Below are 12,038 nucleotides of genomic sequence, written 5' to 3' on the forward strand. Positions count from 1 at the left end.
TTGTCTGAATTTGAAAACGAATACACATGGGGCAAGGCTGTAGCAAATAATACTACTGAAAAGTTTCATGAATCTTTTGATAGTGCAATTGACAAAGTCAGAAAAATTCTTGGGAAAAAATATCCGATAATAGTTAATGGCAAAGAGATCTATTACGATGATTGTTTTTCCGTCCGATGTCCTTCTGACACTGAAATCGTTGTTGCAGAATTTCCAAAAACGTCAGTTGATGACACAAAAAATGCCATATCTAGTGCAAAAAATTCATTTGAAAAATGGAGTAATACAACGTTTCAAAAAAGAGTTGAAACATTCAGAAATTGTGCAGATGCTTTCTCCAAAGAAAAATTCTTTTTAGCTGCCCTTATGACTTTTGAGAATGGAAAGAATCGACTAGAATCTATGGGAGACGTTGATGAAGCTATAGACTTTATGAGATTTTATGCATTACAATTAGAAAATAACCAAGGATTCTGCAAGCAGACTGCTCATCCAAATCCTCATGAGAAAACACAGGTTATAATGAAACCGTATGGTGTGTGGGGAATAATTGCGCCATTTAACTTTCCATCTGCAATTGCAATAGGTATGACTACTGCTGCGTTAATCACAGGAAATACTGCAATTTTAAAGCCTGCAAGTGACGCACCATTATCTTCCTTTCAGTTTGCAAAAATCATATATTCTGTAATTCCAGACGGCGCAATTAATTTTGTAACAGGTTCCGGAGGAATAGTTGGAAAAACCATCATTGAAAGCAAAGACGTTGACGGCATTGCATTTACTGGCTCTCGTGAGGTTGGCATGAAGGGATTCCAAGAGTTTACTAAAATCACGGCAAAACCTTTCATCTCTGAAATGGGAGGAAAAAATCCAGCCATTGTAACTAAAAATGCTGATTTGGACAAGGCAGCTGAAGGAGTAATGAACGCTGCTTTTGGATTTGGAGGACAAAAATGTAGTGCGTGCTCTCGAGTTTATGTTCAAAATGATGTTGCTGATCAGTTCATTTCAAAGATTGTTGAGAAGACAAAGAAACTAAGAATAGGAATGCCTTGGGAAAGGGATGTGTTTCTGGGACCTGTGATTAACAAGGATGCAAAAACAAAATTTGAAAGTGCAGTAAGCTTGGCAAAACAAGACGGCGAGGTTCTTACAGGAGGTACAATACTGACTTCGTCAGGGCTTGAGAAGGGTTATTTTGTGGAACCTACGATAGTCACAAAATTACCTGATGATCACAAACTTGTCAAAGAGGAGCTATTTTTACCATTTTTGTGCATTCAAAAATACGATACCTTTGATGATGCAATCAAACTTGCAAATCAAACAGAATATGGGTTGACTGCAGGTATTTTTAGCAATGATGACAAACAGGTGGAAGAATTCTTTGCAAAAATTCAAGCAGGTGTTGCGTATGCTAATCGTTTCGCAAGTGCAACTACTGCTGCATTAGTTTCTAGTCAGCCATTTGTTGGTTGGAAATATTCAGGATCTACGGGAAAAGGTACAGGTGGTGAAAACTATCTGCAGCAATTCATGCATAGTCAGACTCAAACCCGTTGTGATTGAATCAGCGAACTTCCAAGCAGCAGTATGTTTCTTTTTCTCTCTTTAATTCGCCTGAATGAATAAGGTAACCAATTAATTCCATATGGGATGTAATCTGAAACAACCAGTTTCTTTTTAATTAGTTTGGGCTTTAGTTCCTCTCTGATTCCTTTTAACATCTGAAACTCAAATTTTTTGGGATATTTTTTTGACAAGTTTTCTGCTTTTCGTATCATTTTTTCGTCATGTGTTGCTATTGCAAATTCGTTTCCTTTCTTGAATAGCATTTTCATTAGCTTTAGATAATTTTTGTCCACATCTTCTTTTGATTTGAATGATGTGCTTGCTTTTTCTCGGTATGCTCCTTTTACTAGGCGTATTTTTGCACCCATCTGTAACAAGTCATTCAGATCATCTTCAGTTCTCTTGAGATTGGCTTGTAATGCAATACCGAGTCTTTCATATTTTGAAAAAAATGTACTGTAAATTTCTATTGTCTCATCCGTATGTTCAGCTGACTCCATGTCCAACCAAACAAAGACATGTGCATTACATGCTTTTTGTATGATTTTTTCAAAATTATGATAACATTCTTTCTGGCTAATGGAAAGGCCTATCTGTGTTGGTTTTACCGAGATTGCCCCACGAATCTTCCACTTTCTAAAAGAATCTATGATTTTTTTATACTCTTCCATAGCTACGCTGATTTGCTTTTTAGAGGTATGGTATTCGCCTAATTTGTTTATGATTGCATGTCTTCCTAATTGGTATGCGTTTTTTGCAGAAACTAGCGCATCATCAATAGTATTTCCTGCAATCCATTGTTTTGCAATTTTAAACAAAACTTTTTCCATCAACTGTGTACCGGTTCCCACAGTGAGTGTTCTTTGACGATAATTATATGATTTTAGTTATTCTTGAACCACAAAAGAGAAATTTGATGATTGTGTACTGTTATTGTGGATAAGGCTTTTGTTCTAATTAATTGTGATCCGGGTAAAGAGCAGTCAATACTGGGACAATTGAGGAAAATTAACAATGTAATTGATGCTCAAGGAACATACGGTGTCTATGACATTGTGGCAAGAATAGAATCTGATAGTAAATCACAACTTGACAATATTATTTCTGATCAAATCCGAAAGTTAGATCATGTTAATTCTACTTTGACGCTTATCCCCGTTGATGAGCAAAATATTGTTCCTGATTTAATTCCAGATGTCATCCCAGATGTCATCCCAGAACAGAAAAAACCTTTGGATGAATCTTCTGAAGATGAAGAAGAGGATTTAGACGAAGATGATTATGATGACGAGACAAAATTAAACTAGTCTAAACAGTTTGAAATTCTTTATAGTCTTATATCTGAATTGACAAATAATTTAAATTTGTAAGTAATACCTGTATTTTTTAAAAATCTTTAAGATGTTTTTTTGAACTATTAAAATACGATTGCAGATAAAGGAAATTATGAATAAAGCATATGTTTTGATAAACTGTGAATTAAATAAAAAGAAAAAAGTCATCGAAAATCTAAAACACATTGACTCTGTAAAAGAAGTACAGGGTACATTTGGTGCCTATGATGTTATTGTTAAAATTGAGCATGAACAAAAAGACAATGTACGAGAAACCGTGAAATGGAATATTCGAAAAATGGATGATGTTCGTTCCACGCTTACTTTGGTAGATACGGGACAACAAAACTAGTGTAAATAATCCAGCTGAAATTATTGTTATTAGCTTAGTGAATGTTATTAGATAATACAATTATTATGAATTATGCACGTTAAAAAAACCTACGAAGTGGAAAGACTTCAAAAGATAATGAAGGCAAAACTTGAAAATAAAAAAAACATTCCACGAAAGGAAATAAAACAAGTAATGGATGATTATGTTAATTCATAAATAATATTGTGAATATTTATGATAAAAAACAGATTAAATGTTCAGTTTGTGGATAATTTTTAGTAATGATGAATGATGGTTTAGTTCTAACTTAATAATTCTAATGTTGAAATATTTTTCCGTTTTCTAGCTTAAAATAATGTTTATGCTTTACAGATATTTTTTTCAAATGCAAAAAAATCTTTAATGTGGATCACGAAATAAAAAGAGAAGAATGGACATCGTCTAGTGGTTTTATTCTGGCATGCATTGGTTCTGCTGTGGGCATAGCCAACATCTGGAGATTTCCTTATATTGTTGGTGAAAATGGTGGTGGTGCATTTCTAATTCCTTTCTTAATGGTGGTTATTGGATTGGGATTATCTTTAATGATGTTAGAATTTGCAGTTGGGAAATATTTTCAATCCTCAATTGTCAAAAGTCTTGAAAAGATAAAAAACAAATTAAAATGGTCGGGTGTTTTCATTGCTTTTGTATCGTTAGCAATTTTAAGCTATTATCTTGTGATTATCGGCTGGATTGGATTCTTTCTTTCAAGATTTCTTGTTGCCTCTCCTGTTGATTTTGGAGCCATGTCTGAGACCTATTTTCCCCTGATTGCATTCGTCATTGTCTCGTTAATCGTTGTAGTCATAGTTGGTAAGGGTGTTATTAATGGAATTGAAAAGTTCAATAAAATTTCAGTACTTGTTCTTATCTCTATATTGATACCTTTTTCGATATATTCTGCAACACTTCCAGGGGCTTTTGAGGGAATTTCGTATTTTCTGATGCCTGATTTTTCATATCTCTCAAATCCTGGCATTTGGGCTACAGCTATGGGGCAAGCATTTTTTTCACTATCTTTAGGTTCTGGGGCATTGTTGACTTATGGAAGCTATCTTGGAAAACGGCAATTTCTCTTAAAACCTACTGCCATAATTATCAGCACAAATACATTGGTGTCTATATTTGCAGGAATTTTGATTTTTTCACTTGTGTTTTCTAGTGACCAAAGCCCTTCCCAAGGGTTGCCTTTGGTATTCAAAATACTTCCAGAGATATTTTTCCAAATGGATTATGGTTTTGTTTTAGGGACAATATTTTTTGCATTACTTTTTGTTGCAGGTATGACTTCTGCTATAGGATTGTTTCAGGTTCCTATGTCCTCCTTGCAAGAATCATTAAAAATTTCTAGAAAAAAAGCTACTTTGATTGTATTTGTATTGTTGATGGTAATTGGAATTCCTTCTGCACTAAGTTATACTCCGTTGGCCATCCAAATCAATCAAATGACCTTTTTGGATTTTATGGATGACATTTTTGGAACCTATGGGATTACTCTAGCTGAATTGGTGTTTGTTTTATCTGTCACTTGGTTTATGAACAAGAAAAAAATTCTAGAAAATCTAAACAAAAATTCTAAATACACTTTTCCAAGTTGGACGATTCACTTGATCAAATTTGTTGCACCGTTATTGATAATCTTTACAATCATCTATTCCATGTTTTTGAAAACTTTTTAATTTTTCATTCATACATATTTGAAACAATTTTACTTGAAATATTTCCTGCTGAACTACAAACTCTGTTTGCAAGATGAATGATGAAAAGCTTAATGTTCATTATAGAGCTTATTTTAAATTAAAAAAATTAGTTACCTATATGTAATTTTTCAACGTAATTTAATCATGACAGAAAAACAACCTGTCGCTGAAACAACAGAATCAGAAGGGAGACTGGAATCCTCAAAAAGTTCCAATGTCCAAAAGGGATCTCGACCTTCTGATACTTGTAGAGAACAAGAAGAAGCACCTAAGCAAGAAAAGGCTGCTGCTTCACCCAATTAATTTTTTAAAATTGTTTGTATTCATAATGTTATTTGCTCCTAGACACACAATTGTGTGACATATGTTAAAAAAATTTCAGATTAAATTATTAGCAAGTTTTTATGAAATCATGTGGAATCAATTTCAATAAATTTTTCTAGTTCTAAATTAAAGACTTGTTCAACTCCGGTAAAAGACGTCCTCATTATCTTTTTTTCATCTTCAATGATGTAAATCTGCAAATAATCCTCTTCCTCAAATAGATTTGAATTATCTACTTGTGTAACTGTACCTTCAAGACAGAAAACGTCAACAGATGTTGGACACATAGTCTGTATGTCAAATTCCACTATGGCTAAATCATCATCTGTAGTGTGAATTATTCTGTTTTTATCCCATAAAGTGATCCAAAAATCTTCAGATAACCCTAAAAGATTTGCATTGGATTTTGCAAAATAATAGGGCTTTTTGACATTATATGGTTCTTGAGTTTCATAAATTGCTACTTTGTCAGCGTCTTTTAATGCAGCAAACAATCTTCCAGTTTTTTCATCATAATGTATGTCCCATGGATATGTCTCAGTAGTTATGGCGTATTCTAGTTCTTCGGAATCTAGATTTATGGAATTTATCTGATTTTCATATTGATGAGAGACATACAAAATATTGTTTTTAGCGTCCAGCGTTAGTGCTTGCGCGGTATACTCCAAAGGAATTGTTTTGATAACTCTTGCATCTATGATTGATAATACTGTGATTTCTTCACTTCCTCTATTTGCAATATAAGCAATATGTTCTTCTGAATCAATTTCGATATCCCATGGACCCTCATGAACATTGATGGTTTTTACTACTTTGTGACTAGGAAATTTTCTCTCAGAGTCAAAAACTGGCTCTATAACACTAACCGAATTACCTGCAGTAGAAGTAACAATTAATGTGTTGGAGATTTCATCAATTGCCATTTCAAATGGATGTGCTGGCACAGTTATTTGTTCAATAATTTGATCATTGTAAGGATTTATCACGTATATTATATCCGAGTGATAGTCAAGAACATAAACTAATTCAAGATTTTGATTATATGATATAGCCCATCCGCCGGTATCGTATGACAAATCTTTACTAATCTGATCAGAAGGAGGTGCTTCAAAAGAAATTTGTGAACTAGGTAATTGAAGTGTATGAAAATAAGTCATGTTTAAGAAAAAAACATCTATTTTACTACTACCATACATTGATACGTATAACTTATTCATTTCTGAAATTACTTCAATGCCCATAACACCAGTATCCGATGTTGTAAAAAACTCAGACTCCATTGAGGATAGATCAATTATTGATACATGTGGATATTCAAAACTTGATGTAAATAATTTGTTATCTTCAAGTACAAGTTTCATGGGACTTGGAGAAACTGGTATGGTTTGTTCTAACGTTTGTGCCTCTACATTAGATATGCCCATAAAAAATATAATTGGAAAAATAACCAAAAAATAATTTCTCATAAATAAAATAACTCTTGGATTATTTATTAAATCGCATAAGCTGATTGTTTGAAAGTTAGCTGATTGTTTAAAAATTAGCTTGTTTCTTTACTCAACTTCAAGTACTACTAGGAAAGTACAATGCATATGAAACACGAAGACAGTACTTGGGATAAGATGGTTCATGCACCATTCAAAAAGGTAGTAAAGTTTGACCTTATCTGCATGGGAATAGGTGTAATGATAGGAATAGGTATAGGGGCATATCTTGTCACTAGTGGATTGTTCAGATAACAGCAAGAATTTTTTAATTTTTCGCTAGAATCTGAAATATTGTATTTTATTTTCATAACATGACAGCATCTGAAATACAAAATGATTTTCTTGTATTGTTGATTGGAATTGAATCTTAGAAATGTCTGTTTTAAAATGAAAATAATATTTCATTAAACGATAATGTTTCACAGTCTGAGATTTTTAAAATTATTTCTAGAATTGGGGTTTTAACGATAAAAATCCCAATAAGATGCTTAATCCGATGAAAATTGTTATTGTTATTATCATGTGTTGCTGAGCTTTTTCTTTTTCATAAAACTTTCTTGGAGTGACGCCTCCGATGAAGAAGACAATCATCATTCCCAATACCAATCCGATAATGTTTGCACCAGTAAGAGTTAGTGCGCTTGAAAAAATTTCAAAATCCCACAAAGCAATCCCGATTCCTGAAACAACTGCAGGTGGTACTAAAGCTGCTGCAATTGCTACGCCTACCAAGATTCCAGGAATATTTGTAGACATTGCAATTCCACCTGCAATGCCAAGTGCTATTGCAACTGCTAAGAATACAGGGGAAACGACAGTTCTAGACAATATTTCATTAGTTAAGGGTAAATCTACAAACTGTGCAGCAATTACAGTTAAAATGGCACCAGTAGCGACAACTGCAGCAAGTAAAATCGATCCAGACACAAGTGCCTTGAACATTTTGTTGGTTTTTCCTACTGCCGTGTTAAATGAAAAAGCAGAGATAGGTCCTAGTAACGGGGATATTAGCATCGCCCCAATTACCAAAGAGGCGTTATTTGCAAATAATCCTGCCACTGTAACTCCCGCGGCTATGACAATCATAAAAAGTAGATTTTTGTTAAACCTTACATTTGGTTCAATTAATGACTCATACTCTTCAATGAGTTTTTTCTTTTTTACTTTGACTTGTTTTGTTTCAAGTTCTTTGACATAGTTTGTTAGGTAATCTGATAATGTGGCTTCAATTGCTAAACTCGTGACATACAATTCTTTTCTTCTGGTATCGATTATTTTGTTTAATTCGTTTGTTAACGCATTGGCCAAGGAATCTGGGCATATTCCGGTATAGCGAAGAAGCTTTTCATTTTCTGCCATAGTCAATTCAACGTGGTATGGAATTTTGTATTTTTTAAAAGTAAATTCTAAACTTTGGCTTTGTTGTTCATAACAAATAACTTCAATTTTTCTCAAATCTTATCTGTCTTGTAAATCGTTTTATGTATTAGTTGTTATCTTTTGTGGTGTTAGAAAATAAGACCTAGTATTCAAACTCTCTACGATTCACTAAACTAAATCTGTTGGAATTTGAAAAACAAGAATTGGTTTGTTTATTTACCATACATTTCATCTATGATTCCCTTGAATGTGGTGTAAGGTTGTGCTCCTGTAATCATTTCTGCATTTTCAGGCCCAATGATGATAAATGTCGGAGTAGATCTTACTCCTGATTCTGATGCTATCTTTTTGTTGTCCTCCACCCGCTTTTCATATTTTCCAGAATCAAGACATTGGACAAACAAATTTGTGTCTAATCCGTCAATTTCAGACACGAGTTTCTTCAGATTTTCTGAATTTGCCCAGCCGTCGTTTTCATGTCCTTGGTTTGCATATACAAAGTCATGATATTTCCAATAGATATCTTGTTCCTGAGCACAGTAGCTTCCGGCATGAATGGTTAAAGAGTCAGGTCCTATGATGGGAAAGTCAATGTAAATCAGACTAGCTTCTCCACTCTCAATCAGATCCTTTTCTATAGCAGGTTTTGTTGATTCATTCCATCTCTTACAGAAAGGACATTGATAGTCCCCAAATTCTATAATTGTAACTGGTGCAGACATATCACCAAGAACTGGAGAACCACTACGAGTATCAAGCGATAATTTGACAGCGTTTGGATTGTCTGCCTTTATTGCATCTGGATTCACATATGATATTCCAACTACTGCAACAATTACTGCGCATATTATGCCAATCATGACAATTTTGGTATTTGATTTTCCAGGCTGTCTTGTCTTCTTGTTTCGCTTTCCCACAACAGAACAAATTCAAAGTGTTAAAAGAATCTATCTTGAATTATGCATAAAACAACATTCTGCTAGAGAATCTGTTCTGTCTTTAGTTTTTAGTTTCTGTATACTCAAATCGCTCACCACAAAAAGGACAAAAATCAATTGGATAATAGACCACATCATCATGAGATACTGTGTCTGCCCAACAAAACTTGCCTGACTTCTTGTTCCACAAATGTAACTGTGAATCCATTATACGCAGTCTATAACAACAAAATTCAATATCCTCAATTATCTTATACTCTTCAAATGTGGCAAACTCGTAATTTGTAACGTGTTTTTGAAATTTTACATTCATAGCATTCTCAATAACGTCTTATCTTTACAGTCCTTCTTTTTCCAAGATTTGTCCTATCTCTTTAAAGGTAAATGGAACAACCCCCTCTAATCGAGTCTTTGGATCATGATAATCACTCAAATGTATCAGAAATTCGTTTAGCCCAAATTCAGATTTGTCGCATGCAGGACAGTTATACAATTTCCTAAATTGTTCTCGGGTAATCCCATAGTTTTCTTTTAGGAATTCAAAATCGCCACGAACATCAAGCTCTTCCCAACTATTCTTACTACTCATATTTCCTGTATTGTAATACAATAATCCCAGTGCACAAAATGCCTCAGGCTTAGCAGTGAAGTGATCAGATGAGAAATGAGCCAGAACTCCTGCAATTTTTTTTAGTTTTGTTTTCATAAGGACTTGGCTTATCTTGTCTTTCATATTGTGCCCTATCTAATTCATCCGTCATAAATTATTCGGATCAGCGGTTACTGGTGTTTCGAAATAATGTAGAACAACTTATGAATCTCTTATATTTACCAAATACCGTGGGATGTTTTTTAGTTTTATCATTAATCGAGATTGTTGAGGAAAAGCATGAATAATTTCAATTACTTTTTTACTCCAGTGGGTCCCAAATACAAAAAGAAATTTGCAAGAAATGTGGGAATTGCAATGTTGATTCTATTTGCATTTTACGGAATATCAAGTTTAGTTTCAAGTTTGTCTGATTCTGTTAGTGACATTTCAGAAAACCACGCACCAGAAACTAGAAGCATCATCACAGTTCAAGACAGACCTGCCAACAGAACAATTGTGCCAATAACAATTACAGAGAAAATTACAAATGCTGAATCTTTGGATACTATCACACAGTGGAATTTCTCTCTTATAGGAATAGAAATGTCAACTCTAAATGAATACTGGGGTAATCTTGCAGACAAATACATCACATCTGGTCTAGTTGATCAAAACGGAAACAATGTTGTAGATTACACCCAAGTCCCAGACGGGCAAATTTTTTACAAGTTATCGCTACAGTACTATCCCGCAATTTGTAAAGATGGTCAGAAAATTCGAGGAGAGGGAGGATATCCAGAACCTATCCCAATAAAGCAAGGAGTGTCCGAGGTATTTTTTAAAACTGGTAACATAGGATTGTACCCGGATGATGATGGAAAATATTTTTTTGATTTTGTATCTGGTTTTGAGACAGACGTGGAGTTTCATCCAAACATCCACGTAATATCACAGGAAACAAAGAAATGTGATTTAGAAAAGAAGCGATGGGATTTTACTCAAGTGTATTATACTCATGCTGTTTTTAGTTTTGAAGACTAGGAGAAATAATGATTCATGAAATAAGAGACATTAATCCAAAAACATGGCTCAAACCATTTCAGAAAACAAGCATTTTCTACCTTCTAAAAATGGGCCTGTTCTACCACGGATTAGGCGTGATTTTGATGTATACGGGCTCTTTTTTTGCCACAAATATCATTTCAGACTATGAAATACCGCAATTTCCAGTATCCATAACTCTTGCAATAAGCTCAGGATTACTAGAGGAATCAATATTTTTTGGGATGCCATACTACATGACTGGCAACCCTTTGATACTTTTGGGTTCAGGAATAATTTGGTCTGCATCACACTTGTTTAGTTCATCCATATTTTCAGTTGAGGCACTAGCATATGGGGGGTTTCTCCTAACAATTCCGCACATATTTTTTAGCATCAGAACATGGATTAGCAAAAAAGGATGGTTTGCAATCGTGTTTCATTCTGCATGGAATTTTTCATTTTTGATTCTTTACTGCATGTTGGGATTGCGCCAATGCAGTATTGTTAACGACATGTATGATGTCCTAAACCTAATCATGGCAATATCTGCAGGAGTTATTGTATATCTTGCATATCAAAACAAGAAAAGATATCTCAATCGATTCTTGTATCTCATTCCAGTTGGAATCATATTTGTGTCAGCTGCTATTTTGTTTTCAGATTATGTTTTCTAGAATGTTTCTTAAACTCTTTGTATGACTTTATCATAGATTCCATATATTCGTCAAGATCTTTTTGAATTCCTGGAAGTTGATTATACAGTTCCGCCCAAAGTTTTTGATAGTGAGTATCTGATGACAACATCATAGAGCCAAATAATACCTGTATGTCACGAGATGTTGAATCATCACCATGTCTTATCTTTTCTATTTGTTCTTCGACTGCACTGAAATATTCCAAAAACTTTCTAAACACATGTTTTGATTTTTTTAGATTTTCAATAGTTATGTCAAATCCTTCTTTTTCGAGATCTTTTTGAAATTCTTTGTTTTCTATCCATATCAGAAAATAGTTTTCAATTTTTTCTGCAAACTCTCGATCCTGTTTGTAGGCTTTGATTATCCCATAAACTGTAGGGCCATACCCAATTTTTTTCCTGCCCTTTTTCTTTGACTCATAAACTCGAATTTTGCCTGACTTGCTTAACTGCCCAAAGTGTCTGTGAATTGTACCAATTGGAATTCCAGTCTTGCTGTTTGCAGAGTAAAGTGTGAGGGGACCATTGTCCATTATTGCCTTGAATATATCCAGTGACGTCTGTAAGGCCGTGGATATATTCACCATATTC

16 protein-coding genes are annotated in these 12,038 nt (G+C 34.0%); 9 read left to right on the forward strand and 7 right to left on the reverse strand.

The features are described from left to right. On the forward strand, nucleotides 1–1,572 hold the full coding sequence (locus tag K5783_RS00210; protein WP_297471513.1) for an aldehyde dehydrogenase family protein: 1,572 nt from the start codon (nucleotides 1–3) through the stop codon (nucleotides 1,570–1,572). Here the strand turns inward: K5783_RS00210 and K5783_RS00215 are convergent. Next, nucleotides 1,554–2,426: a proline dehydrogenase family protein gene (locus tag K5783_RS00215; protein ID WP_297471515.1), complete on the reverse strand. Its 873-nt coding sequence runs from the start codon at nucleotides 2,424–2,426 to the stop codon at nucleotides 1,554–1,556. The two genes, K5783_RS00210 and K5783_RS00215, sit on opposite strands and share 19 nt — an antisense overlap. Nucleotides 2,427–2,510: 84 nt before the next feature. On the opposite strand from K5783_RS00215, the gene K5783_RS00220 reads away from it, so the two are divergent. The 5 genes from K5783_RS00220 (at nucleotide 2,511) to K5783_RS00240 (ending at nucleotide 5,288) form a co-directional block, all read left to right on the forward strand. Beyond that, nucleotides 2,511–2,882 (forward strand): Lrp/AsnC ligand binding domain-containing protein, encoded by a 372-nt coding sequence (locus K5783_RS00220; RefSeq protein WP_297471518.1) that lies wholly within the window; start codon nucleotides 2,511–2,513, stop codon nucleotides 2,880–2,882. 139 nt (nucleotides 2,883–3,021) lie between these two features. Continuing rightward, the gene (locus tag K5783_RS00225; protein WP_297471520.1) at nucleotides 3,022–3,261 is read left to right on the forward strand and encodes an Lrp/AsnC ligand binding domain-containing protein; all 240 of its coding nucleotides are present in this window, start codon (nucleotides 3,022–3,024) and stop codon (nucleotides 3,259–3,261) included. Nucleotides 3,262–3,333: 72 nt separating this feature from the next. Then, nucleotides 3,334–3,459 (forward strand): hypothetical protein, encoded by a 126-nt coding sequence (locus K5783_RS00230; protein ID WP_297471522.1) that lies wholly within the window; start codon nucleotides 3,334–3,336, stop codon nucleotides 3,457–3,459. 188 nt (nucleotides 3,460–3,647) lie between these two features. After that, nucleotides 3,648–4,964, forward strand: a complete 1,317-nt coding sequence (locus tag K5783_RS00235) for a sodium-dependent transporter (protein ID WP_297471524.1) — start codon at nucleotides 3,648–3,650, stop codon at nucleotides 4,962–4,964. Nucleotides 4,965–5,129: 165 nt separating this feature from the next. Then, a complete protein-coding gene (locus K5783_RS00240; RefSeq protein WP_297471526.1) occupies nucleotides 5,130–5,288 on the forward strand; it encodes a hypothetical protein in 159 nt (52 codons plus the stop codon). Nucleotides 5,289–5,395: 107 nt separating this feature from the next. Here K5783_RS00240 and K5783_RS00245 read toward each other — a convergent pair whose 3' ends face one another. Beyond that, entirely contained in the window at nucleotides 5,396–6,733 is a 1,338-nt protein-coding gene (locus tag K5783_RS00245) for a YncE family protein (protein ID WP_297471527.1), read from the reverse strand. A gap of 168 nt (nucleotides 6,734–6,901) precedes the next feature. Here K5783_RS00245 and K5783_RS00250 point away from each other — a divergent pair, with 168 nt between their 5' ends. Continuing rightward, a complete protein-coding gene (locus K5783_RS00250; protein WP_297471529.1) occupies nucleotides 6,902–7,048 on the forward strand; it encodes a hypothetical protein in 147 nt (48 codons plus the stop codon). A gap of 195 nt (nucleotides 7,049–7,243) precedes the next feature. On the opposite strand, the gene K5783_RS00255 is transcribed toward K5783_RS00250, so the two are convergent. The 4 genes from K5783_RS00255 to K5783_RS00270 all read right to left on the reverse strand — a co-directional run bounded on the left by K5783_RS00255 (nucleotide 7,244) and on the right by K5783_RS00270 (nucleotide 9,847). Continuing rightward, nucleotides 7,244–8,251, reverse strand: a complete 1,008-nt coding sequence (locus K5783_RS00255; protein ID WP_297471531.1) for a TIGR00341 family protein — start codon at nucleotides 8,249–8,251, stop codon at nucleotides 7,244–7,246. A 137-nt stretch (nucleotides 8,252–8,388) separates the two neighbouring features. Further along, on the reverse strand, nucleotides 8,389–9,093 hold the full coding sequence (locus K5783_RS00260) for a DsbA family protein (protein ID WP_297471533.1): 705 nt from the start codon (nucleotides 9,091–9,093) through the stop codon (nucleotides 8,389–8,391). Nucleotides 9,094–9,175: 82 nt separating this feature from the next. Then, on the reverse strand, nucleotides 9,176–9,427 hold the full coding sequence (locus tag K5783_RS00265) for a hypothetical protein (protein ID WP_297471534.1): 252 nt from the start codon (nucleotides 9,425–9,427) through the stop codon (nucleotides 9,176–9,178). 24 nt (nucleotides 9,428–9,451) lie between these two features. Continuing rightward, on the reverse strand, nucleotides 9,452–9,847 hold the full coding sequence (locus K5783_RS00270; RefSeq protein WP_297471536.1) for a hypothetical protein: 396 nt from the start codon (nucleotides 9,845–9,847) through the stop codon (nucleotides 9,452–9,454). Nucleotides 9,848–10,003: 156 nt separating this feature from the next. Here K5783_RS00270 and K5783_RS00275 point away from each other — a divergent pair, with 156 nt between their 5' ends. Both K5783_RS00275 and K5783_RS00280 read left to right on the forward strand, forming a co-directional pair. Next, complete coding sequence (locus K5783_RS00275) at nucleotides 10,004–10,747, forward strand: hypothetical protein (protein WP_297471538.1); 744 nt, start codon at nucleotides 10,004–10,006, stop codon at nucleotides 10,745–10,747. An 8-nt stretch (nucleotides 10,748–10,755) separates the two neighbouring features. Next, entirely contained in the window at nucleotides 10,756–11,424 is a 669-nt protein-coding gene (locus tag K5783_RS00280; protein WP_297471539.1) for a CPBP family glutamic-type intramembrane protease, read from the forward strand. Here K5783_RS00280 and K5783_RS00285 read toward each other — a convergent pair. Beyond that, nucleotides 11,396–11,980: an ArsR family transcriptional regulator gene (locus K5783_RS00285; RefSeq protein WP_297471541.1), complete on the reverse strand. Its 585-nt coding sequence runs from the start codon at nucleotides 11,978–11,980 to the stop codon at nucleotides 11,396–11,398. The two genes, K5783_RS00280 and K5783_RS00285, sit on opposite strands and share 29 nt — an antisense overlap. Between the last annotated feature and the right edge of the window lie 58 nt (nucleotides 11,981–12,038).

This window comes from Nitrosopumilus sp. (genome assembly GCF_025699125.1).
Classification (GTDB): Archaea; Thermoproteota; Nitrososphaeria; order Nitrososphaerales; family Nitrosopumilaceae; genus Nitrosopumilus.